Annotated in this window: 28 protein-coding genes; 15 read left to right on the top strand and 13 right to left on the bottom strand. The window is 51.7% G+C overall.

The window, feature by feature from the left end; translation table 11 throughout:
• The first annotated feature begins 12 nt into the window (after nt 1-12).
• The 8 genes from FPZ49_RS04390 to FPZ49_RS04355 all read left to right on the top strand — a co-directional run bounded on the left by FPZ49_RS04390 (nt 13) and on the right by FPZ49_RS04355 (nt 7,440).
• Nucleotides 13-1,503: a sulfatase-like hydrolase/transferase gene (locus FPZ49_RS04390; protein WP_144843761.1), complete on the top strand. Its 1,491-nt coding sequence runs from the start codon at nt 13-15 to the stop codon at nt 1,501-1,503.
• A 151-nt stretch (nt 1,504-1,654) separates the two neighbouring features.
• Nucleotides 1,655-2,479, top strand: coding sequence for an alpha/beta hydrolase (locus FPZ49_RS04385; protein ID WP_144843759.1), 825 nt, complete (start codon nt 1,655-1,657; stop codon nt 2,477-2,479).
• Nucleotides 2,480-2,591: 112 nt separating this feature from the next.
• Nucleotides 2,592-3,368: an ABC transporter ATP-binding protein gene (locus tag FPZ49_RS04380; protein WP_144843755.1), complete on the top strand. Its 777-nt coding sequence runs from the start codon at nt 2,592-2,594 to the stop codon at nt 3,366-3,368.
• A 34-nt stretch (nt 3,369-3,402) separates the two neighbouring features.
• Nucleotides 3,403-4,371: a phosphotransferase enzyme family protein gene (locus FPZ49_RS04375; RefSeq protein WP_186445608.1), complete on the top strand. Its 969-nt coding sequence runs from the start codon at nt 3,403-3,405 to the stop codon at nt 4,369-4,371.
• A 37-nt stretch (nt 4,372-4,408) separates the two neighbouring features.
• Nucleotides 4,409-5,095, top strand: a complete 687-nt coding sequence (locus FPZ49_RS04370; protein ID WP_144843750.1) for a hypothetical protein — start codon at nt 4,409-4,411, stop codon at nt 5,093-5,095.
• Between the two features lie 228 nt (nt 5,096-5,323).
• Entirely contained in the window at nt 5,324-5,695 is a 372-nt protein-coding gene (locus tag FPZ49_RS04365; RefSeq protein WP_144843747.1) for a hypothetical protein, read from the top strand.
• Nucleotides 5,682-6,845: an iron-containing alcohol dehydrogenase gene (locus FPZ49_RS04360; protein ID WP_144843744.1), complete on the top strand. Its 1,164-nt coding sequence runs from the start codon at nt 5,682-5,684 to the stop codon at nt 6,843-6,845. Before FPZ49_RS04365 ends, FPZ49_RS04360 begins: the two co-directional genes overlap by 14 nt.
• A gap of 148 nt (nt 6,846-6,993) precedes the next feature.
• A complete protein-coding gene (locus tag FPZ49_RS04355) occupies nt 6,994-7,440 on the top strand; it encodes a DUF1761 domain-containing protein (protein ID WP_144843741.1) in 447 nt (148 codons plus the stop codon).
• 53 nt (nt 7,441-7,493) lie between these two features.
• Here FPZ49_RS04355 and FPZ49_RS04350 read toward each other — a convergent pair whose 3' ends face one another.
• Together FPZ49_RS04350 and FPZ49_RS37250 are read right to left on the bottom strand one after the other, a co-directional pair.
• On the bottom strand, nt 7,494-8,168 hold the full coding sequence (locus FPZ49_RS04350; RefSeq protein WP_315899160.1) for a substrate-binding domain-containing protein: 675 nt from the start codon (nt 8,166-8,168) through the stop codon (nt 7,494-7,496).
• Nucleotides 8,169-8,178: 10 nt separating this feature from the next.
• Complete coding sequence (locus FPZ49_RS37250) at nt 8,179-8,268, bottom strand: LacI family DNA-binding transcriptional regulator (RefSeq protein WP_315899159.1); 90 nt, start codon at nt 8,266-8,268, stop codon at nt 8,179-8,181.
• 114 nt (nt 8,269-8,382) lie between these two features.
• On the opposite strand from FPZ49_RS37250, the gene FPZ49_RS04345 reads away from it, so the two are divergent.
• The gene (locus FPZ49_RS04345; protein WP_261381239.1) at nt 8,383-9,294 is read left to right on the top strand and encodes a nucleoside hydrolase; all 912 of its coding nucleotides are present in this window, start codon (nt 8,383-8,385) and stop codon (nt 9,292-9,294) included.
• 54 nt (nt 9,295-9,348) lie between these two features.
• Here the strand turns inward: FPZ49_RS04345 and FPZ49_RS04340 are convergent, their stop codons facing one another.
• The 4 genes from FPZ49_RS04340 to FPZ49_RS04330 form a co-directional block, all read right to left on the bottom strand.
• Complete coding sequence (locus tag FPZ49_RS04340) at nt 9,349-10,485, bottom strand: DUF5667 domain-containing protein (protein WP_144843738.1); 1,137 nt, start codon at nt 10,483-10,485, stop codon at nt 9,349-9,351.
• A gap of 136 nt (nt 10,486-10,621) precedes the next feature.
• Complete coding sequence (locus tag FPZ49_RS36645; protein ID WP_261381238.1) at nt 10,622-11,227, bottom strand: hypothetical protein; 606 nt, start codon at nt 11,225-11,227, stop codon at nt 10,622-10,624.
• 47 nt (nt 11,228-11,274) lie between these two features.
• Entirely contained in the window at nt 11,275-11,697 is a 423-nt protein-coding gene (locus FPZ49_RS36640; protein WP_261381237.1) for an AAA family ATPase, read from the bottom strand.
• A 166-nt stretch (nt 11,698-11,863) separates the two neighbouring features.
• A complete protein-coding gene (locus FPZ49_RS04330; RefSeq protein WP_144843735.1) occupies nt 11,864-12,367 on the bottom strand; it encodes a hypothetical protein in 504 nt (167 codons plus the stop codon).
• A gap of 229 nt (nt 12,368-12,596) precedes the next feature.
• On the opposite strand from FPZ49_RS04330, the gene FPZ49_RS04325 reads away from it, so the two are divergent.
• Together FPZ49_RS04325 and FPZ49_RS04320 are read left to right on the top strand one after the other, a co-directional pair.
• A complete protein-coding gene (locus FPZ49_RS04325; RefSeq protein ID WP_186445607.1) occupies nt 12,597-13,235 on the top strand; it encodes a DUF817 domain-containing protein in 639 nt (212 codons plus the stop codon).
• A gap of 73 nt (nt 13,236-13,308) precedes the next feature.
• Entirely contained in the window at nt 13,309-14,070 is a 762-nt protein-coding gene (locus FPZ49_RS04320; RefSeq protein WP_144843733.1) for a DeoR/GlpR family DNA-binding transcription regulator, read from the top strand.
• Between the two features lie 376 nt (nt 14,071-14,446).
• Here the strand turns inward: FPZ49_RS04320 and trhA are convergent, their stop codons facing one another.
• Nucleotides 14,447-15,088: a PAQR family membrane homeostasis protein TrhA gene (gene trhA, locus FPZ49_RS04315; RefSeq protein ID WP_144844118.1), complete on the bottom strand. Its 642-nt coding sequence runs from the start codon at nt 15,086-15,088 to the stop codon at nt 14,447-14,449.
• Nucleotides 15,089-15,350: 262 nt separating this feature from the next.
• Nucleotides 15,351-16,736 carry a hypothetical protein gene (locus FPZ49_RS04310; RefSeq protein ID WP_144843730.1) on the bottom strand — a complete coding sequence of 462 codons (1,386 nt, stop codon included), beginning with the start codon at nt 16,734-16,736 and terminating at the stop codon, nt 15,351-15,353.
• 78 nt (nt 16,737-16,814) lie between these two features.
• On the opposite strand from FPZ49_RS04310, the gene FPZ49_RS04305 reads away from it, so the two are divergent.
• On the top strand, nt 16,815-18,017 hold the full coding sequence (locus tag FPZ49_RS04305) for a macrolide family glycosyltransferase (protein WP_144843727.1): 1,203 nt from the start codon (nt 16,815-16,817) through the stop codon (nt 18,015-18,017).
• Nucleotides 18,018-18,111: 94 nt separating this feature from the next.
• On the top strand, nt 18,112-18,819 hold the full coding sequence (locus FPZ49_RS04300; protein ID WP_144843724.1) for a class I SAM-dependent methyltransferase: 708 nt from the start codon (nt 18,112-18,114) through the stop codon (nt 18,817-18,819).
• 48 nt (nt 18,820-18,867) lie between these two features.
• On the opposite strand, the gene FPZ49_RS04295 is transcribed toward FPZ49_RS04300, so the two are convergent.
• The gene (locus FPZ49_RS04295; RefSeq protein WP_144843721.1) at nt 18,868-19,272 is read right to left on the bottom strand and encodes a CBS domain-containing protein; all 405 of its coding nucleotides are present in this window, start codon (nt 19,270-19,272) and stop codon (nt 18,868-18,870) included.
• Nucleotides 19,273-19,406: 134 nt separating this feature from the next.
• Here FPZ49_RS04295 and FPZ49_RS04290 point away from each other — a divergent pair, with 134 nt between their 5' ends.
• Both FPZ49_RS04290 and FPZ49_RS04285 read left to right on the top strand, forming a co-directional pair.
• Nucleotides 19,407-20,867: an MATE family efflux transporter gene (locus FPZ49_RS04290; protein ID WP_144843718.1), complete on the top strand. Its 1,461-nt coding sequence runs from the start codon at nt 19,407-19,409 to the stop codon at nt 20,865-20,867.
• A gap of 66 nt (nt 20,868-20,933) precedes the next feature.
• The gene (locus FPZ49_RS04285; RefSeq protein ID WP_144843715.1) at nt 20,934-21,920 is read left to right on the top strand and encodes a hypothetical protein; all 987 of its coding nucleotides are present in this window, start codon (nt 20,934-20,936) and stop codon (nt 21,918-21,920) included.
• A 185-nt stretch (nt 21,921-22,105) separates the two neighbouring features.
• Here the strand turns inward: FPZ49_RS04285 and FPZ49_RS04280 are convergent, their stop codons facing one another.
• The 4 genes from FPZ49_RS04280 to FPZ49_RS04265 form a co-directional block, all read right to left on the bottom strand.
• Complete coding sequence (locus tag FPZ49_RS04280; protein ID WP_144843712.1) at nt 22,106-22,795, bottom strand: hypothetical protein; 690 nt, start codon at nt 22,793-22,795, stop codon at nt 22,106-22,108.
• 56 nt (nt 22,796-22,851) lie between these two features.
• Entirely contained in the window at nt 22,852-23,943 is a 1,092-nt protein-coding gene (locus tag FPZ49_RS04275) for a M24 family metallopeptidase (protein WP_144843709.1), read from the bottom strand.
• Between the two features lie 388 nt (nt 23,944-24,331).
• Complete coding sequence (locus FPZ49_RS04270; protein WP_186445606.1) at nt 24,332-25,378, bottom strand: ATP-binding protein; 1,047 nt, start codon at nt 25,376-25,378, stop codon at nt 24,332-24,334.
• Nucleotides 25,291-26,568, bottom strand: a complete 1,278-nt coding sequence (locus tag FPZ49_RS04265) for a PAS domain S-box protein (RefSeq protein ID WP_144843703.1) — start codon at nt 26,566-26,568, stop codon at nt 25,291-25,293. The genes FPZ49_RS04270 and FPZ49_RS04265 overlap by 88 nt, the downstream gene beginning before the upstream one ends.
• Nucleotides 26,569-26,702: the final 134 nt, after the last annotated feature.

Here is a 26,702-nt window from a genome sequence, read left to right as displayed (position 1 = left end):
GTAGCGGAGGGTATGAAGAAAAATATTGTGATCGTCATGACCGATGAACAATCGTGGAATACGCTTCGTGTGTTCGGCAACACCACGCTGGCCACGCCCCATGCGGATGCGCTTGCCCGTGACGGGGTCGCGTTGGACCACTGCTTTACGGCGTATCCCTTGTGCTGCCCGGCTCGTTCCAGCCTGTGGACCGGGCTTTGGCCGCACAATCATCATGTGACCGGCAACTGGCTGCACCTGCGGCCGGACTTGCAGGATGCCGGTTTGATCAAGCCATTCCGCGACGGCGGGTATCATACCGTCTATTGCGGCAAATGGCATGTGCCCGGGACAACACCGGAGCGCTTCGGCGTGGACGATGCGTCAGCCATTCCGGCGGTGATCAAAGGGCAGGACCGCGGGCGGTTTATTTTGGAGTATCGGGACTATGCCGCAGGACAGGGCTATAAGCTGAATGAGAAGCATATGGAAAATTTGACGGATGCAGACATTGCTCTCTTGAACCAGCCGGGCAAGGCCCCCTGCGGCCGTTCGGAGCTTCCATCGGAGCATTATCTGGAAGTGTGGCAGACCGGCAAGTTCCTGGAAGCGCTGGAGCGCTGCCCGGACGATCAACCGTTCTTTGCCGTTGTTTCCTATAATGCGCCGCATTTTCCGCTGATTGTTCCGCATCCGTACGATACGATCGTCGATCCGGAGCAGGTCCAGCTGCCTCCGAATTACCATGGCACGATGGACGGCAAGCCTGCGGAGCTCAAGGACTTACACTATCTCAAGAAGATGGAAGGGCTGCCGGATTCCGAATGGCGCCGATTCATCGCCCATTATCTCGGCTTCTGCGCCATGATGGATGATCAGCTCGGCCGGATTACCGCTTACTTGAAGGAAAAGGGCGTGTACGACGATACGATCGTTGTCTTTACTTCCGATCATGGCGATATGATGGGAGCCCATAAGCTGATCGAGAAGGGGCAATATTTGCACTACGACGAAGCGCTGCGCGTGCCTATGATTGTGGCGAATGCAGGAGTCGAGGCAGGAAAGCTGAGCGAGGCCTTCGTTATGCTGCATGATCTTTTGCCGACACTGGCGGAGTCCAGCGGGGTAGCGATGCATGAGCCTACGGACGCTGTATCGTTCGCCCGTCAGCTGAATGATGCTGATGCGCCATCAGCGAGGGATTGTGTGCTGTCCGAGACGTTCAAGCTGGCGGGCGACATGAACGGGTTCGGCGAATACAAGCCGCCAGGGCGGTTCCAGGAGTCGGACAGCGACGTGCATCTGTCGATTCGGACGCGGGAGTATCGATATACGTTCCATTATCAGGGCGCGGATGAGCTGTACGATAAGGTCGCAGATCCTTACGAGTTGAACAATGTCGCTGGGGAAGCGAAGTATTTGGAGTTACTGTCCTCGGCTCGGAGTAAGCTGATCCAGGAGCTCCGGGGTAACGATGCGTTTATGGCGGATTTGGTTGAGGGTCGGTTGGCGAAGAGGGCGTAGGTGGTAAGAGCAGAGCTTGAAGAGCACTTTCCTGTTACTGGGGAGTGCTCTTTTGGTTGTTGCATTGGTTGTCCAACCAGTAGCCCCCGGTCACCCCTCAATCCCATTGGGCATACGCTGATACATGACCATGTGAGAGGATGTCAGTACAATGTTCCCTTTTATCCACGAAATATATCGGTTCCCCTATTCCGATTATCGGGCTATACCCTACGGCGGGTATGACCGGCTGCCGGCGCAGCAGCGGCTTACCTTCGTGCTTGTGCATGGCTCGTGGGCAGATGCTCACTTCTGGGACGGCATTGCAGCGGCGCTGCGCAAGGCTGGACATATTGTCCATACTCCGGAATATGCTGGGCACGGCCACGATCCGAATAAAAACGTCACCCATGCGATGATCACAAAGTCCGTCGTCGACTATATAGCGAGGCATAACCTGCACGACATAATTCTTGTCGGGCACAGCTTCGGCGGGACCGTCATCCAGAAGGTGGCCGAACAGGTGCCGAACCGCATCAAGCGCCTCGTCTTCTGGGACGCGTTCGTGCTCAAAGACGGCGAGTCGCTGGCCGACGAGCTGCCTCCCCCAACGAGGCAAGGCTTCGAACAGCTTCGAGCCAGCTCAAGGGACGATACGATTATGCTGCCGTTTCCACTATTTCGAGAGCTGTTCGTCAATACGGCCAGCTTGGAGCAAGCTCAACAGTTTTATACCAGCGTCGCACCGGAGCCGGCTAAGCCGCTTTTTGAGAAGCTGGATCTGAAAAAGTTCTACAGCCTGCCTACACCCAAAAGTTATCTCTACTTCTACCAGGACAACGTATTGCCACAGGGAGAGGGCTACGGGTGGCATCCGCATATGTCCATACGGCTCGGCCTGTTCCGCCTGATTGTTGGTGACGGGGACCATTTTACGGACTCACGCACCAGACCTGCCCTGGTAGCCCAAAAGCTATACGAGGCGGGAAGAGATTGACTAATCTTGGATAGTAGTAGTAGCATTAAGAAATGGTCAAGAAAACATGATGCCTCCACTGAGACGATACGCTCTTATGGGGGCTTTCTTTTCAGGGAGAGAGGGATAAGCTATGGAACAAGTAGTCCATCTTGAGCAAGTGTTTTACCGTCGAGAGAAGGAAGAGATTTTAAAAAACATCCATTGGACCGTACGTAAAGGTGATCACTGGGCGCTGTTGGGATTGAACGGTTCAGGTAAAACGACCATTTTGAATATCATAACCGGATATATTTGGCCGACGCTGGGGAAGGTGACTGTCCTTGGGGAATTGTACGGGACCGTCGATTTAAGAGAAATGCGTAAACAGATCGGCTGGGTAAGCTCTTCGCTGCAAGAGAAGCTCTACAGCAACGACAAAACGCAAAATATCGTAATCAGCGGCAAGCATGCATCCATTGGCTTATATGAACGGACGACCGAGCAGGATGTAGAAAAAGCAAAAATCTTGATGGAGCAATTGGGCTGCAGCCATTTGTTTGATCGTCCTTACCAGACCTGCTCCCAAGGGGAAAAGCAAAAGCTGCTAATTGCGCGTGCGTTAATGGCGTCGCCTAAGCTGCTTATTTTGGATGAAGCGACCAATGGGCTGGATTTTTTGTCTCGGGAAGCGCTTTTGGCAAGCATTCAGCAGCTGGCTAGTCAACCGGATTCACCTACGATCCTCTACGTGACGCACCATATCGAAGAAATTATTCCCGTCTTTAATCGGACCCTAATGATTCGTAGAGGGGAAGTATTTGAGCAGGGTGCGAGTTCAGACGTTCTCACCAATGAGACGCTGTCCTCTTTTTTTGAGACACCGATCCGGGTGAATTGGCATAATCAGAGGGCTTGGATATATAAGTAAGGTTGTAAAATCGGACATGCTGAGGAGGAGCGGGATGCAGAAGGAGCTCATAGTACAAGCGGCGGCCAATGCGTTTGGACTGGATTCCAATCTACTAGCTTATGTTGGCGGCAATGTGAATGAGATATACCAGCACCCTGCCCAAAACGGGTACCCTGCAAGAGTTTTACGGTTGTCCAATCAGCAGTTCCGCAGCGAGCTAGAGGCAGTGGCAGAGCTGCATTTTATGAACTATCTGTTTGAAAATGGTGTTTCGGTTCCCAAGATCTTTCCGTCCAAAGCGGGTCAATGGGTCGAAAATGTAACCGAAGGCCACCATGCCTCCGTCTTCTCCCAAGCACCTGGTCGGATTCCCACGGACGAAGACTGGAACCCGAAGCTCTTTATCCAATGGGGACGTATTCTTGGGCAGATGCACCTGCTTACTCAATCCTATCTGCCTCTAAAGGAGATTAAGCGGAAGCCATGGTCAGAGGACCCCTGGATGGATCTGATGCGCTTGCCCACAGAAGAAACCATAGCTCGGCAAAAAGCAGCTGAGCTGCTGAGTTGGCTGCATACGCTTCCAACCGATTCTAAGAACTATGGACTGATCCATAGTGACCTTCATTCCAAAAACATTTTCGTAACCGAAGATGGCACCGTTACGGCGTTTGATTTTGATGACTGTCTCTACCATTGGTTCGCTTATGACATCGCCATCATCCTTTACTTGGCGATCTTAAGATTTAATCGGCAGGCTCAAGCTCAAGCCAGTGGAGCCCGCGATGACCAAGTGGCCTGGTTCCTCGACTCGTTTCTGAAAGGCTATCAAGAAATGCTTCCCATCGACCCTTGGTGGCTACAAGCGATACCGAAATTTCTTAGCTTACGACGGTTGTCGGATTTTCATTTTTTACACCAACGGTATGATTGGAACACGGTGGAAGGCGAGCTGAAGACGACATGGCTGCGAATGAAAGCGGAGATTGAAGCGGATGAGCCTTTAACGAAGGTACTATAAAGCCGCGCTAGAGCCCAAGGCAGAGGCTGCGCGAGGGGTGCAAAGCGGAAAAGCCGCGCTAGAGCCCGGGGCTGGGGCTGCGCGAGGCGTGCAAAGCGGAAAAGCCGCGCTAGAGCCCGAGGCAGAGGCTGCGCGAGGGGTGCAAAGCGGAAAAGCCGTGCTGCAGCGCGGGGTAGAGGCTGCGCGAGGTGTGCAAAGCGGAAAAGCAGTGCTGCAGCGCGGGGCAGAGGCTGCGCGAGGCGTGCAAAGCGGAAAAGCGGCGCTGGAGCCCGAGGCAGGGGCTGCGCGAGGCGTGCAAAGCGGAAAAGCCGCGCTAGAGCCCGAGGCAGGGGCTGCGCGAGGGGGGCAAAGCGGAAAAGCCGCGCTGCAGCCCGGGGCAGAGGCTGCGGGAGGGGTGCAAAGCGGAGAAGCCGCGCTGCAGCTCGGGGCAGGGGCTGCGCGAGGTGTGCAAAGCGGAAAAGCCGTGCTGCAGCGCGGGGTAGAGGCTGCGGGAGGGGTGCAAAGCGGAAAAGCCGCGCTAGAGCCCGGGGCAGAGGCTGCGCGAGGCGTGCAAAGCGGAAAAGCCGCGCTAGAGCCCGGGGCAGAGGCTGCGCGAAGGGTGCAAAGCGGAAAATCCGCGCTAGAGCCCGAGGCAGAGGGTGCGCGAGGCGTGCAAAGCGGAGAAGCAGCGCTGCAGCGCGGGGCAGGGGGGCGCGAGGCGTGCAAAGCGGAAAAGCCGCGTTAGAGCCCGAGGAAGAGGCTGCGCGAGGTGTGCAAAGCGGAAAAGCCGCGCTAGAGCCCGAGGCAGAGGCTGCGGGAGGGATGCAAAGCGGAAAAGCCGCGTTAGAGCCCGAGGCAGAGGCTGCGCGAGGCGTGCAAAGCGGAAAACCCGCGCTAGAGCCCGAGGCAGAGGCTGCGCGAGGCGTGCAAAGCGGAAAACCCGCGCTAGAGCCCGGCAGAGGCTGCGCGAGGCGTGCAAAGCGGAAAACCCGCGCTAGAGCCCGAGGCAGAGGCTGCGCGAGGCGTGCAAAGCGGAGAAGCAGCGCTGCAGCGCGGGGGCAGGGGGGCGCGAGGCGTGCAAAGCGGAAAAGCCGCGTTAGAGCCCGAGGAAGAGGCTGCGCGAGGTGTGCAAAGCGGAAAAGCCGCGCTAGAGCCCGAGGCAGAGGCTGCGCGAGGCGTGCAAAGCGGAAAACCTGCGCTAGAGCCCGAGGCAGAGGCTGCGCGCGGGGTGCAAAGCGGAAAAGCAGCGCTGCAGCGCGGGGCAGGGGCTGCGGGAGGGGTGCAAAGCGGAAAACCCGCGCTAGAGCCCGAAGAGAGGAGCCATGAGGACATTGGACAACTTTAGTTACTTTTGCAATACCAAGATTGAAATGGGACTAGGCAAAGCGGAGGAGCTGCCTGATTTATTAAAGTCACTGGAAATCGGACCTTCCATTCTAGTGGTCAGTGATCCGGGTGTGGTCAGGGCTGGGATCGTTCAGCCGATTCTGGAGCGGCTCCAGGCGACGGGGTATCGCACCGTGCTATTCGATGCGCTCTCTCCCAATCCACGGGACACCGAATGTCTGGCTGGAGCGAAGCTCTTTGTCGAGCAGCGGCTGGAGGCTGTCGTTGCGATCGGCGGCGGAAGCGCCATGGACACCGGAAAGGCGATCGCCTTACTTGGCCCTAATGGGGGGACACCGCTGGAGTATGTCGAGGGGATACGAAAGTATGTCAACATCGCTCCCATCGTTTGCGTACCGACTACGGCAGGGACTGGCTCGGAGGTGACCCGATCCTCGGTGATTACCGAGTCGACCACGCATCGGAAGCTGACGCTCAAGCATGCCGCATTGCGTCCCCTGCTGGCCGTGCTCGATCCTAAGCTGACGTTTACCGTGCCAAAGGCGATTACGGCCGCTACAGGTGTGGATGCGTTGGTGCACGCCATCGAAGGCTATTCGTGTAAGGTGACCAATCCGATCTCGCAGGCGCTCGGCGCAAGGTCAATGAGAACGATCGTTTCTGCTCTGCCTACAGCTTTCCGCGATGGAGACAACGAAAAGGCTCGATTCGCCATGCTGGAGAGCAGTATGCTGGCCGGCCTATGCTTCGGCTCCAGCGATGTCGCCGCTGTTCACTGTTTGGCCGAGGCGCTGGGAGGATTGTACGATACCCCGCACGGGGTGGCGAACTCAGTATTTTTGCCCTATGTGCTGCAATTCAACGCACAAGCTGAGCAAGCGATTCATGCCGAGATGGCCCGTCATATGGGCTTTGCCACAAACCTGGATTCGGATGAACAGGCCACTCAGAAATTAATCGCTGGAGTGCGTGACTTCACACGTCAGCTGGAAATCCCGAAGCTTAGGGAGCTGCCTGGCGTCCGCCGAGAGGATTTTGCGCGAATCGCCGAAATGGCATTGACTAACAACTCCACGCCAAGCAATGTCAGGCCGATCAGCAGCGACGATTACTTGCAAATTATTGAGCAGGCTTATGATGATGTTTAGACTACGCAATTAGAACCAAACCAACCGATCCTGAGCCATATGGGGTCGGTTTTTTACTTGTTGACATGAAACCAAATGGTTGTATATAATCTAAATGCGAAACCTAAGGGTTTCGTTTATACGCATAGCAGAAGAGAGGGAATAGTAGATGTTGCTTAGTTCGATCAATTATGGAGCGGTTTTCGTTTCGGGGATTTTGTCCTTGGTATTAGGCTTTTTATGGATGGCCGTTATTTGGGCTAAGCCGTATCAGAGGGATATGTATGGCAAGACCAGCCTGTCGGAGGATACCGTCTCCAAATCCACCAAGATTCAATCGTTTGTCATTTATATTATGGTCTCATTCGTGACCTCGATCGCCTTCGCGGTATGCTTAGAGCTTTGGAAGGCCGGAGGACAAGCCTTTGGGTATGATGGGAACAGCTTGACGGGTGCGTTCGGGTTTACGATGCTGCTTACGGCAGGCTATACGCTTCCTTTTACGGTCGGCAAGAAAGTGTGGCAGTTCAAAAGCTGGCTGGTTGTAGCCGTCGACACCTCGTACGAGATCGTGCGATTTACGATGCTGCTGTTGATGTTTTGGTTCTGGAAGTAAAAAAAGACGACCTTTGGCCCCAAATCCGGGCATGAAGGTCGTCTTTCTATTTGTCATGCTAAGGCTCCTGAAGCTGCATGAAGTGCTCGGCTTGAATTTCGCACCACTAGCTGCGTATCGATGAACGATTTGGTCTTGATCGTACCAGGGCCGCTAATCATCGAGAGCAGCTGGGAAACGGCCAGCTCGGCGATGTTCGCCTTCTCCACGTGAACCGTAGTCAGCTCGGGAGTAACGATGGTCGCTTCATGGATATTGTCGAAGCCGACGACCGATACCTCGTCCGGTACGCGGAGGCCCAGCTCGGCCAGCGTCTTGATGACGCTAATCGCGATATAATCAAACTCGCAAAACAGGGCCGATGGCATTCGAGCACCCAGAGCGGCAAAGCGCTCCTTCAGCTCCTGCTGCACGGTTATGACCGTGGGCGAAGCGCCAAACAGAAGCTCTGCGTCAAGGCTCATGCCCTCCTCTTCCAGGGCGGTCATGAACCCTTTTTTCAGGGTATCGAAGTTGTACATGCGGGAGTGGGGCTGCACATATCCAATGCGGCGGTGTCCGAGCTCGAGCAGATGGCGAGCCGCCTGGTAGGCGCCCATAATGTTGTTCATTACGATGAAATGAAGCGGGAGCGTTTCGTAGCACGTATCCAGTACCACTAGATAAGGCTGCCTGCTGGCGACCCGCTGGATTTGCGCTGCGGTCAGGTTCGTTCCAAGCAGGATCAAGCCGCTGGCCTCATGGCTCTCCTCCGGGTTTGCCGCTAAGCGCGATGGAAACCGCCGATTTGGAGACGCCTGCGAGTCTCGCAATGTCTTCCATTTTCATGGTTGAAAAACTCCCCTTTTGAGTAGCCGAAACCGCTTTAAATTATGTTCAGTGTACTATGAATAGATGGATTTTGCCATTCACATTCCCTTGATGAAGAAAGGCGGTTGCTGCATGCACTACTACATGCCCTACGATGTTCCGGAGCAAAAGAAGATTCGACTCATCATCAACACCGACGCAAAAAATGAAGCGGACGACCAGTTTGCGATCGTTCATGCGCTGCTGACACCCCGCTTTAAGATCCGTGGCATCATCGCTGCTCATTTTGGCACCCATCGCACGAACGAATCGATGCTGGAAAGCTATCGCGAGTGTGAGCACGTCTTGTCGCTGATGAAAATGGCAAGTAAGGTGGCGCTGTACAAGGGGGCAGAACGTGCTATGCCGGATGAGGCCACCCCTGTGCACTCGGAGGGAGCGGAGCTCATCATCCGCGAAGCGTTGGCGGACGATCCGACGCCATTGTATGTGGTGTTTCTCGGCCCATTGACAGATTTGGCTAGCGCCTATCTGGCCGAGCCTGCGATTGCCGGCCGCTTCACGGCTCTCTGGATTGGCGGCGGCCAATGGCCGAAGGGTGAGCGCGAGTTCAACCTGCTCAATGACATCGATGCCGCCAATGTCGTCATGGCCTCGCCGATCGACTTGTGGCAGGTGCCACGCGACGTGTACTCGACGATCCGCACCAGCTTGGCGGAGCTGGCCTTGAAGGTGCGTCCTTACGGCGAGATCGGGCACTACTTGTTCCAGCAAATGCTGGAGGTCAACGAGGCGGGCGCAAGCAATCCGCGTTTTCCCAAGGGGGAGATGTGGGCGCTCGGCGATTCCCCGGCGATCCACCTGCTGCTGGACGATCATGCGTACCACTTCGAACTGAAACCGGCACCGCGGTTTACGAAGGATATGTATTATGTGCATTACCAGAACGAGCGAATGATTCGAGTGTACAATTATGTCGATTCGAGGTTTACCCTCGAGGACATGTTTGCCAAAATCGCCCTGTTCCACGCGTGCAGCGAGTAATAAGCTGAGAAAAGCAAGAAGCCCGCGTTTCTGCGGGCTTCTTGGCTTATGTAACTAATGGTTGTTTCCTTTGCCGTTCGCATTGCCTTTTTCGTTATTTCCGTGCTTTTCATTGTTTTTATCGGGTTGGTGTCTGCGCTCTTGCTTCTCCTTTTCTTGCATTTTCGTCTCGTGTGTTTTTTCATCTTTGTCGAGCTTCTCTTTATGCTCCTTCAGTTCGACTTGATCGGCACTTGTAGTTACGGAGTCAGCCTGGATTGCAGCCTGCCCCTTATACTTTTCCTTATCCTCGGTTGAATACTTCACAGCTGAATCGGCTTTCTCTTCAACCAAGGCTTGGGACTCCGTTTGGATCATCTGTACGCTGGTTGTCACAGCTGCAGCAGTAGGAGAAACGGATCCTGCTTTGCCTTCGATCTTCGACAGCTTCTTCTCCAAATGCCCAAATGACTTTTCAATATTTTTCAGAAGCGCCATTTGTGCCCTCGGATTTTTCACCTTTTCCAAAGCAGCGGTCAGTGCGACAATGTTATGCTGCAGATCCGTTTTAACCTTAAGAACCTGCTTCGGATCCTTTACTTCAGCCACCGGACTGTCTCCCTCATCATCATCCGATGCGGGAGCAATAGGGCTAGCTGCCGGTGAAGCCGTCATGTTCTGAGCCGGAGTCGAAGCAGGCGTTGATTCTGCACCCGATGACGCGGTCTGCCCCGTCCCCGATGTACTGCCAGAGCTCGTGCTTTTATTTAACTTGTCGAGCGATTGCTGCTGGGATACGAGAGCCTTTTGTAGCGTTTGATTGGCAATTTCGGTTTTACCATCCGCAAGCAACGCTTGTGCTTCTGCAAGTCGCTCCTGTGCAAAGACGGCCAGCAGCCTGGCTTCCTTTACGTCCCCAACCGCGACAGCCATTTGAATGGTTTCATAAGCGGATTTTATAAAATAAAAGAAATCACCCGGCAGAAGCTCCGGCGTTTTTACTTTCGCATCGGCTGCCGTCCCTGTCTGCGTATTGACTACAGAAGATGAATTCGTTATTGCTGCCTGGTTCGCCGAGACAGCTGTGGGCGAAGTCATCGATGCGTCATCTGAAGCAAACGCGCTCCCCGTTCCTACACTGAGTACAAGCACACCAGTCAGAATGCTTTTTGTGAGAATATGTAGCTTTTTTAATTCATGCTCATGATTCAAATAGAAGACCACCTTGTTAGTTTAAATTTCGGTTGCAACTGATACTAAGATATACGAGAGAGGATTGTTTTTTTAGGGTGTGACCAAAATTAAAGGGGAGCTGAACATGAGTTCGGCGCCCCTTTGGTTGTTTCTATTACAAGCCGAGCAGCTGCTCCAGCTTCGATTGCAATTGTTCCACCACGGAAAAATTCGTGGCTGCCGTATAGAACGCTTTAATCTGAGAATCGATGGCCTCGGCGACGGCCAAATGGGAGGTGGCCTCCTTCATTTTGGCTGAATATCGCTCTTTAATGCCGGCTAATTCATTGGCATAGGCTTCGTCGGTACCGGGTGTCATGGCGCGTTCATACATATCCAGAATTTCATCTCCGGAGCGATCCGGGAAGTATTCGTGCGGTGCGGTGCTGTCGAAGATGGCGGTGCTAAGCTGCGGGAAAATCAGCATATCCAGGCTGTTGGGATCGAAGCCGCAGTGATACACTTGAACTTCAATTCCTTTGTTTTCTGCCGCTGCAGCGAGCTTTTTAAGCAACGTCGATTTGCCCGAGCCGGGTCTTCCTTTGATGAAAATCCGCCGATCCAGCTCTACGGTCAAGCTTTGAATAAAATCAAACGCGCCTCTTGGCGTAGCCGCTCCGAAGAACAGGTGACGTCCTGTTGTCTGTTTATCACAGCCATGATCAGCGAATAAATCCTGAATCAATTCCTGCGTAACCTGGTCTGCTTTTTCAAAATCCATGCTCTCGATATAGAATTTCTCCCACTCATCATGAATCCGCAGAGCGGTTAAGAACGACTCGTAAGCTTTGGAATAAGCCGCAGTGAGCTTTTGATTAAGCTCTGAGATTGTTTCAAGACCTCCGAGGAAATACGCTGGTAGTCGATCGCTTCCGCGAAATGGATGGAAAGGCTTTCACCAGCGCTTGGAATTCCTTCGCATACATCGCCGTCGAGAATTCCGATGTTCAATTCGGTTGCAATGATGCCATCCAGCTCGTTGGGACGAAGCGGGGAGTGGAAGCATTGTACATGCTGACCATTACCCCGCAAGGTATCTGCTATGCTGCGAAGAACAGTAGATTTACCCGTACCGCTCGGACCAGTCAGAACGATGAGCTTTTCTAGTCCCTGAAAGGCGGAAAAATACAAGAAATGGGCTCCATGTGCCGTATTGCCGCGCGCAAAAAAATGGCTTTCTTTTGCATTCATCTTAAAACACTCCTTATGCGTACATGGGATAAATGCCTACCTTCAGCATATTCAATACATGACACGGTGGTGTTAAGTTGAAATTACAAATAAAGCAAAAAACAGCGGCTGACTAAGACTGTGAATCTTCCAGTCCTAGCCTGCAGCTGTTTGAGTTTATCGTATTTTATTGCTCCACGTAAGTCGTGGACACTACAGCTTTAGCGATCACGCCGTCGGTGTAGGATTTGATTGCGTTCGCTTGATCTGCTGTAAGATTCCCGGTGTTAAGCTCGAAATCCACGTTCTCGTTGGTCAGCGCCTCAAGCTTATTTAAATAATCGCTGACGCCCGTGAACGCGCCGGTGCTCATGGCGAATTGCTCCAGCGTTTGCCCAGAGGCTACGGCGTCGAGCGCGGTGCTTTGTCCTGAATCGCTGTCGATATTGGCGGCGATGTCGGTGAATGTGGCAAGGCGATCCAGATACAGGTTGATTTGAAGGCTGTTCGCCAACGCTTGCGGGTCGGTCACCGTGGCCGGGGTGCTTGTTTCTGAGCTTGAACTTGAGCTTGCGGCGGCAGCTGGGGCCTCGTCGGCATAAGCGTTCGGCAGCAAGCCGGCGAAGCTTCCTCCAAAGGTGATTGCGGTAGCGATCGCAGCGGTAAGTACAGGGCGGTTTAGTTTTTTCATGATTTCTCTCCATCCTTTTTTTGTGGAATTTTCTCTACACCTGTAGCTTACGACGAGGATGTGAAGAAACTTTTAAGCTAAGCTGAAGGCCAGTTAAATCTTTCCTTAAATGAAGATGAAAAGCCCCTTTCATGGCTTTGTACAACGAAATGGGATGGATCGTAATAATCAGGTTTGACCGTGACATATACCAATCCTATAGAAGTACGTATGGAGAGGAGGCACGCGATTGAGGCCTATCATCCAACTGCTGCATTTTGGCTATCATCAAGCAATGAGCTGTTTGTTTCCTGTGGCGATCTTTGGGACGTTGGCGCTTTCCAGCGCTTTGGAGATGCCGTTCATTTACCGTTATGATGCCATCCTCGTCATCCTGATTGCAGTGCAGTGCCTCATGTATCGAAGTGGGCTAGAGACCCTGGATGAGATTAAAGTGATCTGCGTATTTCATTTGATCGGGCTGCTGCTGGAAATGTATAAGGTCAGGATGGGATCATGGTCGTACCCCGAGCCCGGGTATACGAAGCTGCTCGGCGTACCGCTCTATAGCGGATTCATGTATGCCAGTGTAGCGAGCTTTATGTGCCAGATTTGGCGCAGACTGCGGATGGACATGATCGGTTGGCCGGGGCTGGCTTCTGCGGGAGTATTAGGTGGAGCCATCTATCTGAACTTTTTCACCCATCATTATATACCTGATTTTCGCTGGTGGCTGACGGCGCTGGTACTGATTGTCTTTTGGAAAACATGGATCATCTACCGGGTACGGAGCGTCACGTATCGGATGCCGTTGACGCTGGCTTTTTTCATTGTTGGCTTTTTTATCTGGCTAACCGAATGGCTTGATTCAATGCATGGAATATGCTAGGTTTAAAATTAAAGCTAAAACACTTAAATGAGCATAAATGATTAATAAATTGAGCATATAAGGGGATCAAGAAATGCTAGCGGCTGAACGAAAAATTCGCATTGTGGAGTACGTCAAGCAACACCGTGTCGCAACGATTGCCGAGCTTGCCCAGCAATTTGACGTGCACGAAGCTACGATTCGGCGCGACCTGGAGGAGATTGAACAAAAAGGGCTGGCGAAGCGGACGCATGGAGGGGTAACCATTGATCAGTGGACCAATGATGAGCCTGCATTTAATGAACGAGCCTCCCATCAATTGGATCAAAAAATGCGAATCGGCAAGGCCGCTGCAAGTCTGGTTCAAGACGGAGAGCATATCATCATCGACTCGGGGACAACGACGCTTCATATCGCCCGAAATTTAGTTCATCGCAGCAATATTACCGTGGTGACTAACGACATGAATATTGTCATGGAGCTTCGGGATGCTCCCGGGATTAAGGTGATTTTGGCGGGCGGGGAGCTATATCCTTCCAGCTATATGTTTAATGGGATGTTCACAGATCACGTACTACGATCGGTGCATGTTCAAAAAGCGTTTCTAGGCATCCCTGTCATTCATCCCAAGCATGGGCTGATGCATCCGGAGGCGCAGTTGGTTCCGACGAAGCAATGGATGATTGAAGCCGCTGAAAAAATCATCGTCGTGGCAGACGACGGCAAGCTCGGGAAGCTCTCCCTCCATACGGTGGCCCCGAATAGTGCTGTGGATACCTTAATTACCGGTAGTGAAGCGCCTGAAGAAACCATTAAGCTGTTTCGCGATGGAGGGCTCGAGGTGATTACGGTATAAATTTCACGGCCCTAATTGCAAAAGGGTATCTCTCAAGCCATGTTCATGGTTTAAGGGATACCCTTTTTTTCATGCGTTTGGTGCTGTACAATGCTTCGTTCACTCTTTAGGTAGGGGATTTCATGTGGTCAAGTTGGCCGTTACTAGAACCCTTGAAAGTGTATACGCCGTTTGATGTTCTTGGACATGACACTTTTTCGGTACTTCATGATCTTGTAACCTACGGTTCCAATTGCAGCCGGCAATCCGATCGCTAAACCGAGAATCGACGCAATGTTACGAGCTCTTCGCTTTGCCACAACGATACACTTCCCTTCGAATGAATTATTCATTGCTTGGTTATTTTGTGCATTTGAAAATTTTTCATTCGATGGCTCTACCCCCGCCAAGGCAGGACATAAAAATACACCGCCGTAAAGTGGCAGACACTTCCGCAGAGCACAAACGTATGCCAGATCGCATGACTATATGGAATCCGCCGCCACAAATAAAAGATCGTTCCGAACGTATACAACACGCCCCCCAGCAGGAGCCAGAACATCCCGGGTGCAGGCAGCTGCTGCTTCAACGGTCCCAAGGCCACCAGGATCAGCCAACCCATGAGAATGTAAAATAAGGTGGACATTAGCTGATGCGACTTAACATAAAAGAGCTTATAGATCACCCCTACGAGCGCTAAACCCCACACGATCCCTAGCATGCTCCAACCAAACGGTCCCCGAAGGGTAACCAGCAAAAAAGGAGTGTAGGTACCGGCAATCAAGATGAAGATGGCTGCATGGTCCATCAGCTCAAACAAATCAATCCATCGTTCTTCCCGCGCGCTGTGCAGGAGCGTAGAGCAAGCGTAAAGTAAAATCAAGGACAATCCGAAGATTGAAAAACTGACAATGTGCCATATTCCCCCGTCTTTCAAAGAGTGCTTGAGTAAAAAGACGAAGGCGGCAACGCTAAGCAGAGCACCGATCCCGTGGCTGATGGCATTTGCGCGTTCTTCTTTCCAAGATGAGGCGGTCATAACTTCCACTCCAGTCGTGTTGGTGATGAAGTTAGTTTGGCCTGCATCGGAAAAAATAACCAATCACCCATCCCTCGTTCAAAACAGCTAAATCGAGCTGGCCTAGGCGTGCCTGATCGGCAATCATCTCGATCTCGGTAATCTTGCCATCGCCCGATCCCTCCAGAAAAGAAAGACTGGATTACCGACAAGATGAAAAAAGGCAAGCGGCACTCCTCGCATCCACTGCTGGTAAGGGTCGCTTGCTTTTTTATAACGCATATTACAACAACAGAAGCCCTGCAATGACCCCGACGACAGCAAAGACGACTCCAAAGACCAAATTCCATAACGTAATCCGGTATGGGTTTACCTGAAGCAGCCCGCTCATAATCGTAACCGTTGAATTGAATGTGCCCATAAAGGCGGAGGCCAGACTGCAGATGATCATCACCACGGCGATGCTGAGCGGGGAGATCACCTCCAGCACAGGCGGGAGAAATAACCCAATCACGCTCATCACCACCAGCGGGTGAAGACCGAGCACGGGCAGCACCAAGAAGAGAACCGCAATACAAATGTATAACAACACCGGCCAGGCCGAAATGGCTTGCACGGGACCACTCAACCAGGTGAATAGCGGGGTTTGGGCAATTGCTGCGTTAAAAAATCCGAACGATAAGAACAGGACCAGCAGATGCCGGAGTCCATCGGTGTTTTCCTGCCATTTTTTTCGGCTGATCTTTACAAAGCGGTTGAACCGACGTTTCATTACCGCCCAGAGGATCGAGAAGGGCAGCAGAATGAGCGTCATCGCCGTGAAAAAGGAGACCGAAACGATGGAGTGCGCCAGAAAGGCTGATCCTATCAAGATGGCCAGTGCGATAAAAAACTGGAACGTATGACTCCAAGACGGAGCATGGGTTGGTCGTGTCTCATAGCTGCTGCCCAAGGCTGCTGCAGTCTCCAGGGCTCCTTTTTGGCGATAGGCTAAGCCCCGCAAGCTTCCCAATGCGAGAAGGACGAGCGAGAAGGCGAACATCCAGGGAAAAAGCTTCGCATAGGAGACGCCGGTCAGCAGGACGGCCGTTGCGACGAGCGGCTCTACCGGGCTCCATACCGCCACAATACCGAAGCCGGGAAGAATGGAGGAGGCCATGAAGCGCTTGGCCGTCGACTCCTCCACGTCAGCCAAGTATTTGCCCAGCACCCGCTTCATCAAAGGAAGCGCAGCGAAGAACAGGAATAGGCTCAAGCAGTAGCTGACGATGAGTGAGCGTACGAAGAGCGTATCGAGCCGGCCGCCCTTCACTTGAAGCCATCGGCTAAGGTGCCGGTCATATCCCCCCACCCGAATGGCGTGGTTAACAAACGGCAGCATATACAGAAGGGAGATCAGCATGACGTTGGAGGTCAGCAGAAGCGGAAGCTTTTGCAGTGGAACGTGCGCCCAGAGCAGACAGGCAATCCCCGCTGTGATAAAAATGCTGCCTACAATCTGAAACATGCGTCTAGCGGCGTGGAAGGACAGGACGAAGCTTAGGAGAGCTAGTATCCCTTCTATATACTTGATCCAAGCGGTCTCTCCGGATGCTACAGTTGCGATGAAGGAAAGTAATAATAGAGTAAACAAATAAGGTCTGACGTGCTGTGACCAGCGGCTCCACATAGCGAATCTCCTGACTTTTCAAGGTGTTTGAGTTTTTCAAGTATTATACTATGATTAACGTAAGGAGGGATAGAAGGAATGGCGCGTGTGTTATTTATTAATGCTGGATCTGAGGGGCATATCAACCCCACGATTGGAGTCGTACAAGAGCTAATCGCGCGTGGGGAAGAGGTTGTGTACTTTTGTATGGAAGCTTTTCGGGAGCGGATTGAGCAGACTGGTGCTGTTGTTCGAACGCTGGACGGTCAAAAGTTTATCCAAGCGTTTATCTCAGGTGGAAGAAATTATGTGCTCGAACGAATCAACGGCCTGCTGCTTACGGCGGATATCGTCATCCCAAGCGTGCTGGAACAGATCCAGGGGGAGCATTTTGACTACATCATCCATGATTCCATGTTTGGCTGTGGACGGATTCTAGCCCAGATGCTTAAGCTTCCGGCGATCAGCTCCTGTACTTCTTTTGCACAGAGCCAAGCTTCATTCGATGCCATGCTGGAAGACCTTTTCCTGAACGTCCCTGCAGAAATGGTGCAGCCGATCTACGATCAATTTCAACGCCTGACGGCATCGGTGAAGGAAAAATATGATGTGGAGATCCATTCTCCCTACGAAGTGTTCTGTAATCCTGCGATGCTTACCCTCGTGTATACAACCAGGGAGTTTCAACCGAATGGAGAAGCGTTCGACCTCACGTATAAATTTGTAGGCCCCTCTATTTCACCGCGATTCGCAGCAGAAAGCTTCGACTTGACGGCCATCCAGGGGAAACACCCCATTTACATTTCACTGGGCACCGTTTTTAACCAAGCCGTTGATTTCTATAAGCTTTGTTTTGAGGCCTTGGGGGACACGGAGCATAAGGTTGTCCTGTCGATTGGGAGTAGAACTCAGGTCACTGATTTAGGGGATGTGCCGAGTAACTTCATCGTGAAAAATTATGTTCCGCAAATGGATGTTCTGCAGCATAGTAAACTATTTATTACCCATGGCGGTATGAATAGTACCCATGAAGGACTCTATTACGGGGTTCCGCTCATTGTTATCCCACAAAGCGCGGATCAGCCGATCATCGCCGGGCAGGTCGCCAAGATCGGAGCAGGCATTCGCTTACAGATGCAAAGCTTGACTGCCACTCAGCTGCGTGACGCTGTGGATCAAGTGTTGAGCAGCTCCTCTTACAACGAAGCGGTCGCTCACATTAGGGAATCCTTGCAAAACTCAGGCGGGTATCGTCAAGCAGTGGATGAGATTTTTGAATTTAAACGTCAGTGTGGGATTTGAAAATGGAATAGTACGATCAAGCTGCCGTGTGAATGGACCGGGGGCTTATTATTAGAGAACAACACTAAGGGAACGAGGGGGGGTATACAAACCAATGAAAAAATACTATTTCGATGAGCATGAAGATACATATCAACTAATGAAGTCGGAAAACATTTCCGCTTGGGACGAATTTCACGATCCTAAGAGCTACAGCTTTGATCAGTTTATGATGCGCCCCTTTTTAGACAGAGCGTTCACAATGATTGATCTTAGTAAGTCTGGACTACAGGCTTTCGAGTATGGCTGCGGGACCGGTGCGGGGGCTTGTTATTTAGCGAACAGGGGCTTCACGGTGGATGCGGTAGATATTTCTCCGACCGCCATACAAATGGCCGCTGGCAGGAATCCGGGGATAAACTTCCGAGTTCAAGATTTACTAGAGCTAACGGGGCTCGATAAAAAATATGATCTCATCCTAGATAACTATTGCTTACAAAGTATTGTTACGGACGAGGATCGAGCGAAGCTTTTTTCGATTGTATCGTCTGGGTTAAAGGCTTCAGGGTACTATATCGTTTCCTCTGCCATATTCAATGGAATTCGGACTTACGAAAACAGCTATTATGATTCCGACACAGGGATCGTATATGAAAAGATACAAGACCCCGAAGCCTACGGTGCCGCAGCGGTCATGATCAATGGAGAATGGTGGCTTCCACATCGAAGACATCGAACAGCGGAGGCTCTACGGGAAGAATTGCAGTATGCCGGTTTTCAGGTTGTCTTTCATGAAGAGGGCAGCTTCATTTTACAAAAATAACAGCAAAGTCCGACGGTCAAGAACCGGCGGACTTTGCTGTCTTTGTAACTAGTCCCGAATATTCCGGGTATAGTATGCGATGATATCTTTGCGGCGAATAATGCCGAGGAAAACGCGATCGGCGTCTACGACCGGAACGAAGTTCTGATCAGCCGCTAGCGCCAGCATATCGTCCAAATCGGCGCCGATCTCCACGCATTCGACCTTCAGCCGTTTTTTGATGGAGACGACCGGAATTTCGTGCATATTATCGAAGCAGAGGCCGGGGGTGGCTTTCATTTTCCATAACAAATCTCCCTCGGATATCGTCCCGAAATATAAGCCCTTTTCGTCCAGGATCGGAATGGCGGTATAGTGGCTTGCCTCTAATTTATCCATAGCATCCTTCATATTCGATGATGTCACAAGGTAGGAAACCTCATTCTTGGGGTACAGAAACGATTTGATGTCCATTGAAATCACACTCCTTTGGTATATTAAAACATATTTCGCCGAGGAGTGCATGTCGTTCCAAAATTTGGGTGAACGTACAAAGCAATTAGTGTTAATATAGATTTAACAAAACCGTTTGACGAAGGGAGAACGCCATGAGTACCATGAGTGCAACGAGCCCGAGCCCGCAGTCCGATGAAGAGGTAGATGAACGTCTGGCCAAACCGAAAAGTCCGAAAAGGCTTCTCGACCCGCAGCAATTATTGAAACTGGAATCAGGCGGAACGAAAGAAATCCGTAAGGTCATCCGCCAGCTGGTCGGTCCGTCGCTTGTCGAGAATATTTTGCTGAATGTGCTGCAGATGATCGTCATGATCATGGTCGGGCACGTTGGCGCGGCGGCGGTAACGGCGGTAGGCCTTACCAATCAGCCTATTTTTTTCGCCTTGGCGATTTTTATGGCGCTCAATATCGGAACAACGGCGATCATTGCCAGAGCGATGGGCGCGGGGAATGTAGAGGAAGCGAATCTGGCGGCGCAGCAAACGTTTATCCTCAGCCTGCTGCTTTCGGTCGGCGTCATTATACTGAGTTACGTATTCGCGAAAGACATCATGATCTTTATGGGGGCCTCGCCGGAGGTGCTGCAAGAAGGAGTCGGTTACGCCCAGATCATGTTTCTGTCGCTCGGGTTTACGGTTTTGTCGATGGGCTTGTCTGCTGTGCTTCGAGGAGCCGGGGATACGCGCACGCCGATGAAAATCAACGTGCTATCGAATATTATTGTTGTGGTGCTCGGGTATCCGCTGATTTATGGCATTGGCCCGATCCCCGGTCTTGGTGTAGCAGGAGCTGCGATTGCTACGGCGTTAGCCAAAGCGTTTGCGGCGTTCTGGGTGCTAACGGTATTGTTCAGCCCCAAAGGCTCGTACATCAAATTAACATGGAGTAAGCTATGGACCTTCGACTATCCTACGATACGCCGGCTGGTTAAGATCGGGCTGCCGTCCATGGGGGAGCAATTTGCCATGCGCTTGGGCCAGCTTGTTTTTACGATCGTGGTGAGCGGGCTCGGAACGGCGGTGTTTGCCGCGCACACGATCTGCTTTAATATTATGGGGTTTTCCTTTATGCCAGGGATGGCGTTCGCGCTGGCCGCGAGCACACTTGTCGGGCAAGGCCTGGGTGCTGGTAGGCCGGATTTGGCTGAAAAATTCGGCTGGGAGACGCAGCGCTTCGGCCGGATCTTCGGAGGGATTACTGGCGTCTTATTCATTATCCTGGCACCTTACATTATGATGCTGTATACAACGGATCAGACCGTCATCCAAGCAGGAAGTAGTGCGTTAAGAATTATCGGGTTTATTCAAACGTTCCAGGCGACGCAATTTATTCTGGCTGGGGCACTGCGCGGCGCGGGGGATACCAAAATCCCGCTTATTTCGACGTTTGTCGGCGTCTGTGTGTTCCGAAGCTTGCTAGGCATGCTTTTTGTAATCGTTTTCAAGTGGGGGATCATCGGCGCTTATTTATCGATTGCCATCGACCAAATCGTGCGCACAGCCATTATTTTTTACCGATACAAGAGTGGAAGCTGGAAAAAGGCGGTTGTATAGGAAACTTTCCCAGCGGTCGATGCGTCAAATGGGTGAACCTATTTTTCCAGAAGGAGGCTTCTCCGCATGAAAATCGGTTACCGCAGCTTGCACGTGGCCGCTGGTGTGTTTCTTTGCTTGCTCATCAGCCTTACTGCCTGCTTGACCGCAACAGCCGCTCCGTCGTCCGCATTTTATCACAAGTTCGAGCCGCCGGCCCTTCCACCCCTCATCACTTTATTCGAAAATACACCGCTATATCCGGAGCCGGATGAATCCGTCGATCCGTGGGCTTCGATTTCCCCTCAGACGGTGGAGACCGTAGAAGCGGAAAAGGACTGGTATATAGCACCTCAGAGCGATGATGCAGGCAAGCGGTGGATTAAGATTAAAACGACATGGCTCGGAGACATGTGGATCCACCTGAATTACGATCGTATTGGAATGCTGAAGGCAGCCGATACGAATATCGCGCTGATCTGGTCCGCCGCTTTGTATTCCGAGCCGGTGAAGGATGCGTTAACGGACGTCGTGCTCTCTCCGCAGACCGTTCACTGTAACGCATTTTTTGTTACGCCTAGCGGCGATGTCGCTTACCGGATCGAAACGTCCTGGCTAGGAGATCAGTGGCTGGTTAGACCTAACAATATTCTACTTGATATGGAAATTTTGAACCGTGAAATGACCCTGCCGACGGAAACGCTGCGGATGGAGGACTATGATACGGCGCAGCGCTTGCAGAGACCTTCTGAAGCTCATTTTATTCCACCGCAAACCGTATTCGCCTTGGAGAAGACCGTCAACAACCAATACCATGTCCGTGCCGAAGATGGCAGTACTTTCTGGATTAACCCCGCTTACGCCCAGCCGCCTCAGGCCAAGGAGATTGACGAAACGATTGAGTTAAGCAAAGAAACGCTGGTTCATCTGGTTCCGACCACATTCTACCCCTTCTTCGGGACGCTCACTCCGCAAAAGGTGAAGGCATTCAAGCAGTGGGACGCTCCTGACGGACAGCGTTGGTACCGGATTCACAGCTGGAATGGCGATCTGTGGATTTTGCCGAATCAATGAGAGGATAAGACGAATTTATAAGCAGAAGCGGATGAGATTCTTCACCGACAGGTTTTGGACAGATTCGACGATGAAATGCAATTGTAAAAAGAGACCAAGGCCAACAATTGCTGGCCTTGTCTTTTTGTTCTAACGCTAGACTTTATAAGTTTTGAGCCAAGCTCAGTAAGACTTGTAATTCAAGGTCAGAAGCCAGCCTTCAGGGCGTCCCGTGCAAAGCGGAAAATCCGCTCAGGAGCTCGCCCTCGTGCCTGGGCGTCCCGTGCAAAGCGGAAAATCCGCCTAGGAGTCCGTCCTCGTGCCTGAGCGTCCCGTGCAAAGCGGGAAATCCGCTTAGGAGTCCGCCCTCGTGCCTGGGCGTCCCGTGCAAAGCGGAAGCTTAGGAGCTCGCCCTCGTGCGAGGGCGTCCCGTGCAAAGCGGAAAATCCGCTTAGGAGCTCGCCCTCGTGCGAGGGCGTCCCGTGCAAAGCGGAAAATCCGCTTAGGAGCTCGCCCTCGGTCTTGTACGCTCGTGCAAAGCGGAAAATCCGCTTAGGAGCCCGTCCTCGTGCCTGAGCGTCCCGTGCAAAGCGGAAAATCCGCTTAAGAGCTCGCCCACGTGCCTGGGCGTCCCGTGCAAAGCGGAAAATCCGCTTAAGAGCTCGCCCTCGTGCCTGGGCGCACCGTGCAAAGCGGGGAAATCCGCCTAGGAGTCCGTCCTCGTGCCTGAGCGTCCCGTGCAAAGCGGAAAATCCGCTTAGGAGCCCGTCCTCGGTCCTGTACGCCTCGTGCAAAGCGGAAAATCCGCTTAGGAGCCCGTCCTCGTGCCTGAGCGTCCCGTGCAAAGCGGGAATTCCGCTCTGCTTTGCACGAGGCGCTCGGGGCTGCACGACCATCCCTACATTTAAACCTGAGACTAGGTGGTTACAGTCCACCTAGTCTCAGGTTTTTCTTAGAACCCAATGACGGTAAGCTCCTTCGGGAACGACGTAAGCACCTCAACGCCGTGGTCCGTGACGAGCACATCGTCCTCGATCCGGACGCCGCCAACGCTTGGGACATAAATGCCCGGCTCAATCGTGAAGACCATGCCGCTGCGCAGCAGGTCCTGGTTCTGGCTATGCACAGACGGATATTCGTGCACATCCATGCCAAGGCCGTGTCCCAGCCGGTGCATGAAGTACGGCCCGTAGCCGGCAGCTGTAATGTGCTCCCGGGCCGCCTGGTCTAGGCTGGCCAGCGTAGCGTTAGGGCTGGTCGCTTCAATCGCCAGCTGGTTCGCCTGCAGCACCGTCTGATAGATCTTCGCTTGCTCCACCGAAATATCGCCAACCGCGAATGTGCGAGTAATATCCGATGCATATCCGTCTGCATAGACCCCGAGGTCGAACAAAAGCAGCTCTCCTTCGCGAATAGCTCGCGAGCCCGGAACGCCGTGCGGAAGCGCGGATTTCTCACCAGCCAGCACCATGGTCGAAAAGGAAGGCCCGCTCGCACCGAGCTTCTTCATCTGATACTCCAGCTCCGCTACCAGCTCAATCTCTGTGACACCCGGCTTCACCTGCGCGATGCCGGCCCGCAGCACATCCTCGATGATCCGCACCGCATGCTTCATACGCACCACTTCGTCGGGCGTCTTAATGACCCGCATCTCGCGCAGCGGCTCGTCGATCTCTGTATAAACGGCTGCACCTACGGCTTGGCTAATGGCTTCGAACCGGCTAACCGTCATATACTCCTTCTCCAGCCCCAGCGTCCGTATGCCAGTCGGCATCAGCTTGCTGAGAACTTCGTATGGGTTTTCGGTGTCCGTATGGGTATGGATCGATTTCACGGACGATGCGGCTTGAGCCGCTTCAAAGTCTAGAGCCGGTACGATGAGCTGAGGCTCGGCCCCGCGCACCATCAGCAGACCGAGAAAGCGCTCATGTGGGTCGCTCGCATAATCGGTCAAATAATACACATGCTTCGGCATTGTAATGAGTACGGCATCGATCGCCCGTTGATCCATATAATTAGTCAGTTGTTCAATACGAGTTTTCATAGCTTTAAATTCCGTCCTTTCGTCATTGGCAAGGTGCTTAAAAAAGTATAACAGCATTTTTCAAGTGAACCAAGCAGACAAGGTGATTATAAGTGGATTGGTGCATTGGAGATTAGGTAAAGACATCTGGCTGTATGACGGGCAAGTCTGGAGAATAAAAATTTTATTTTTCTAATGTATATCTTTCTATTTTTGGGACATCCTAATATTTAGTGCAAAAAACAATGAAAAAGATGAATACCTATTTCCCGGATAATTTCGTAATTAAAATGGTGTCCTTAATGGAATGAAATGTTGAATGAGTATCGCCTGCAATATGGTTAATTTCTCTTTTCAGGTAAAGCACAAAAAACGAATGGCACCTCAGAGGGTGCCTTTCGTTTTTTGTCTAGCTTTCTAGGGCAGGGTTAAAAGAAATCGGCAGTGTCATTTCAATCAACGTTCCTTTGTTGACTTCACTTTCAATTTTGATGTTACCCGAGTGATTCTCGATGATTTTTTTACTCACCATAAAGCCTAAACCGGTTCCATTGGCTTTCGTGGTATAAAAAGGCTGTCCGATTTTGGCCATAACCTCCTTCGGAATCCCGCAGCCCTCGTCTATGATCCGAATCCTCATCTCTTGAACATGTCCACTGTCTACTTGAACCGTTAGCTTGCCGCCTGCCGTCATGGACTCAATGGAATTTTTGATAAAATTAATAAACACTTGCTTCAGTTGATTTTCATCGCAGTAAAGGTGGGTGGCCCCAGGCATAAATTGAGTAATAAATTGCACATTGTTAAGGATGGCCTGGGAGTCCAGTAGCGTCATCACTTGACTTAATAACACACGAATATCTTTTCGCTCATACTTAATCGTTTGCGGTTTGGCAAGGATTAACAGCTCGCTCAGAATCAACTCAATCCGTTCGATCTCGGAGATCATGATGTCGAAGTATTGTTGTCTGTCTCCAAGTCCGGCTTTCATCAATTGAACAAAGCCCTTAATGGACGTAATGGGGTTTCGGATCTCATGGGCGATTCCGGCGGCCAATTGTCCGGCTACCGACAGCTTCTCGGAATTTTTCATATGCTCTTGGGCCAGCTTCCACTCGGTAATATCCTTAAAGATAGCCGACCAGCCGTTTGGATTTCCTCTACCATCATAAATAGGAGAAGCGGTTAAGATCATGTTCATCCGTTCTCCATTTTTGCGCTGGCGGATCACTTCGGAACCATTGACCGACTGTCCTTTTCTCATCATCTCATAACTGGTAGTCATTTCATTAAAATACTCAGCAGGAATGAAGGGGAGGCTGTACAGGTTCATACCCTGGATCTCTTCCTTAGACCAGCCAAACACGTTTACAAAGGCTTCGTTAACTCTCTGAACCAGACAGTCATTGTTGAAGATGAGAATGCTATCCCCATGGTTCTCGATAAAAGACTCCAATTGTGTGGTTCTGGCTTTAAGCTCCTCCTCCGCATGCTTCCTGGCTGTAACATCACGGCAAATGCCTGTGATCCCGATGATGGTTCCACTGTGATCCCGATGATGGTTCCACTGTGATCACGAAGGGGGGAGAGCGTTGCCTCTACATCCAATAGCTGGCCGTCTTTACGCTGACGAATGGTTTCTAAGCCGACGACCGTTTCTCCTGCCTTAATGCGACGATGGACTTGCTCCATGGCCTCTTGGAGGAAATCCGGAATCAGAGGCAATCGTTGATCGTGAATTTCATCCGCGGACCAGCCAAACAGCTTTTCAAACGCCGGATTCACCGCTAGAATGCGATCCTCCTGATTGATCATCCAAATGGCATCTGCATTATTTTCGATAAAAGACTCCAATTGCGTCGTTTTCGCCTTAAGCTCCTGCTCCGCGCGTTTCCTGGCGGTAACGTCACGGCAAATGCCTGTGATCCCGATGATGTCTCCGTTATGGTCACGGAGGGGGGAAAGCGTGGCCTCCACATCCAATAACTGACCTTCTTTGCGCTGGCGGATGGTTTCAAGGCCTACAACCGTTTCTCCAGCCTTAATCCGACGATGGACTTGCTCCATGGAAGCTTGAAGGAAATCAGGGATCATGGGCAAGGTTTTGCCTTTAATTTCAGCAGCGGACCAGCCGAATAAGGTTTCAAACGCCGGGTTCACTTCTAATATGATATCCGTTTCATTAATCATCCAGATGGCATCCGCATTATGTTGGATAAAAGACTCGAGCTGCGTGGTTTTCGCTTTCAGATCCTGTTCAGCTAGCTTGCTCTCCGTAATGTCTTTGATTTGAGCGATCAAACCCAAGGGCTGCCTGCGTTCGTCCCTCAGGATCGAAAGGTATATTAAAATCCATACCACAAAACCGTCTTTGTGAATATAGCGTTTCTCCATTTGGCTGCAATCCAGCTTACCGTCTACAATTTGGTTTCCGAGCTCAATTGACGTGGCTAAATCATCGGGATGCGTTATATCTCGAAAGGTCATGTGAAGCAAATCGGATTCCGAATACCCGATCATCTGGCATAGAGCGGAATTGACCTCCAGCCACTCGCCTTCCGTTGATAATATGGCCATACCAATAGGAGCATGATGAAAAGCATGGGAGAACAGTTTTTGCTGTGATAACTGTAATGTCGTTGGCATATGGTCTCCTAATCTGTTCGTGATTTACCATATTAAGGATTTATGCGTAGAAGGCGTGAATTCCTTTTTTTGGAGGGACTTTTTTTGCAATACCAACGGAGATGACAACTTTCAGTTCTAGATGCTGGGTACGA

The sequence above is a fragment of the Paenibacillus cremeus genome (assembly GCF_007786445.1).
Classification (GTDB): domain Bacteria; phylum Bacillota; class Bacilli; order Paenibacillales; family NBRC-103111; genus Paenibacillus_G; species Paenibacillus_G cremeus.
Note: the sequence above shows the minus strand (reverse complement) of the source record. Positions and strands in the feature narration are given on the sequence as shown.

Coding starts and splice junctions, on each gene's coding strand:
- FPZ49_RS04390 (WP_144843761.1), top strand. CDS start 13: ATGAAGAAAAATATTGTGATCGTCATGACCGATGAACAATCGTGGAAT.
- FPZ49_RS04385 (WP_144843759.1), top strand. CDS start 1,655: ATGTTCCCTTTTATCCACGAAATATATCGGTTCCCCTATTCCGATTAT.
- FPZ49_RS04380 (WP_144843755.1), top strand. CDS start 2,592: ATGGAACAAGTAGTCCATCTTGAGCAAGTGTTTTACCGTCGAGAGAAG.
- FPZ49_RS04375 (WP_186445608.1), top strand. CDS start 3,403: ATGCAGAAGGAGCTCATAGTACAAGCGGCGGCCAATGCGTTTGGACTG.
- FPZ49_RS04355 (WP_144843741.1), top strand. CDS start 6,994: ATGTTGCTTAGTTCGATCAATTATGGAGCGGTTTTCGTTTCGGGGATT.
- FPZ49_RS37250 (WP_315899159.1), bottom strand. CDS start 8,268: ATGAAAATGGAAGACATTGCGAGACTCGCAGGCGTCTCCAAATCGGCG.
- FPZ49_RS04345 (WP_261381239.1), top strand. CDS start 8,383: ATGCACTACTACATGCCCTACGATGTTCCGGAGCAAAAGAAGATTCGA.
- FPZ49_RS36645 (WP_261381238.1), bottom strand. CDS start 11,227: ATGGATTTTGAAAAAGCAGACCAGGTTACGCAGGAATTGATTCAGGAT.
- FPZ49_RS36640 (WP_261381237.1), bottom strand. CDS start 11,697: ATGAATGCAAAAGAAAGCCATTTTTTTGCGCGCGGCAATACGGCACAT.
- FPZ49_RS04330 (WP_144843735.1), bottom strand. CDS start 12,367: ATGAAAAAACTAAACCGCCCTGTACTTACCGCTGCGATCGCTACCGCA.
- FPZ49_RS04320 (WP_144843733.1), top strand. CDS start 13,309: ATGCTAGCGGCTGAACGAAAAATTCGCATTGTGGAGTACGTCAAGCAA.
- trhA (WP_144844118.1), bottom strand. CDS start 15,088: ATGACCGCCTCATCTTGGAAAGAAGAACGCGCAAATGCCATCAGCCAC.
- FPZ49_RS04310 (WP_144843730.1), bottom strand. CDS start 16,736: ATGTGGAGCCGCTGGTCACAGCACGTCAGACCTTATTTGTTTACTCTA.
- FPZ49_RS04305 (WP_144843727.1), top strand. CDS start 16,815: ATGGCGCGTGTGTTATTTATTAATGCTGGATCTGAGGGGCATATCAAC.
- FPZ49_RS04300 (WP_144843724.1), top strand. CDS start 18,112: ATGAAAAAATACTATTTCGATGAGCATGAAGATACATATCAACTAATG.
- FPZ49_RS04295 (WP_144843721.1), bottom strand. CDS start 19,272: ATGGACATCAAATCGTTTCTGTACCCCAAGAATGAGGTTTCCTACCTT.
- FPZ49_RS04290 (WP_144843718.1), top strand. CDS start 19,407: ATGAGTACCATGAGTGCAACGAGCCCGAGCCCGCAGTCCGATGAAGAG.
- FPZ49_RS04285 (WP_144843715.1), top strand. CDS start 20,934: ATGAAAATCGGTTACCGCAGCTTGCACGTGGCCGCTGGTGTGTTTCTT.
- FPZ49_RS04280 (WP_144843712.1), bottom strand. CDS start 22,795: ATGGTCGTGCAGCCCCGAGCGCCTCGTGCAAAGCAGAGCGGAATTCCC.
- FPZ49_RS04275 (WP_144843709.1), bottom strand. CDS start 23,943: ATGAAAACTCGTATTGAACAACTGACTAATTATATGGATCAACGGGCG.
- FPZ49_RS04265 (WP_144843703.1), bottom strand. CDS start 26,568: ATGCCAACGACATTACAGTTATCACAGCAAAAACTGTTCTCCCATGCT.